General features: G+C 50.2%; 1 protein-coding gene. It reads left to right on the top strand.

What is annotated here, in order from left to right:
* The first annotated feature begins 14 nt into the window (after positions 1-14).
* Positions 15-1,385, top strand: coding sequence for an adenylosuccinate lyase (gene purB, locus ACTHUE_RS18930; protein WP_107792288.1), 1,371 nt, complete (start codon positions 15-17; stop codon positions 1,383-1,385).
* Positions 1,386-1,440 lie beyond the last annotated feature (55 nt).

The raw sequence follows: 1,440 nt of genomic DNA on the forward strand, positions 1-1,440 counted from the left end.
TAGGAAGATCCGACATGATTAACCCTATCGCTGCACTTTCCCCATTAGATGGCCGCTACGCCAAATCCGTTGAAGCATTGCGTCCGATTTTCTCCGAATACGGCCTGATGCGTGCGCGTGTCAAAGTGGAATTAAACTGGCTCAAAGCCCTTGCCGCCGAGCCTAAGATTGTAGAAGTTCCTGCTTTCAGCGATTTTACGCTTGCCGAAATCGACAAAGTGATCGAAAACTTCTCGCTTGAAGATGCCGCCGCCGTCAAAGCCATTGAGGCGACTACCAATCACGACGTCAAAGCCATCGAATATTGGCTTAAAGAACGCTTCTCCGGCGTGCCTGAAGTGGCTGCCGCCAGCGAGTTCATCCACTTTGCCTGCACCAGCGAAGACATCAACAACCTGTCCCACGCTTTAATGCTGCAAGAAGCGCGTGAGGCCGTTTTGCTGCCGAAACTGGCCGAAATCATCGAAAAACTGACCGGTATGGCGCATGAGTTGGCTGCCGTCCCTATGATGAGCCGCACGCATGGCCAGCCTGCTACACCAAGCACACTGGGTAAAGAAATCGCCAATGTCGTGTATCGCCTGCAACGTCAGTTTAAAAACCTGCAAGCGCAAGAGTTCCTCGGCAAAATCAATGGTGCAGTCGGCAACTACAATGCCCATATGGTCGCTTATCCCGATGTAGATTGGGAAACCCATTGCCGCAACTTCGTTGAAATTAGCCTCGGCCTGACCTTCAACCCCTACACCATTCAAATCGAGCCGCACGACTATATGGCGGAATTCTTCCAAGCCATCAGCCGTGTCAACACGATTCTGATCGACCTCAACCGCGATGTTTGGGGCTACATTTCTTTGGGTTACTTCAAACAAAAAGTCAAAGCAGGCGAAGTCGGTTCTTCTACCATGCCGCACAAAGTCAATCCAATCGACTTTGAAAACTCCGAAGGTAACCTCGGTATGGCCAATGCCGTATTGGGCTTTTTGTCTGAAAAACTGCCGATTTCCCGTTGGCAACGCGACCTGACCGACAGCACCGTATTGCGCAATATGGGCGTAGGCGTGGGCTATACCGTATTGGGCTTTATCGCCCATCTGCGCGGTCTGAACAAGCTTGAGCCGAATCCTGCCGCCCTTGCTGCCGATTTGGACGCTACTTGGGAGTTGCTGGCCGAGCCGATTCAAACCGTAATGCGTCGTTACGGCGTGGCCAATCCTTACGAGAAACTGAAGGACCTGACTCGAGGTAAAGACGGCATTACGCCTGAAGTGTTGAAACTCTTTATCGAATCGTTGGAAATTCCGGCAGAAGCCAAAGCCAAATTGCTTGAGCTGACCCCTGCGTTGTATGTAGGCAAAGCCGAAGAGTTGGCAAAACGAATTTGATTTATAAAAAAGCCATTTGAAGATTCAAATGGCTTTTTTTGAATTAAATATATAG

This window comes from Neisseria sp. P0021.S005, assembly GCF_051956955.1.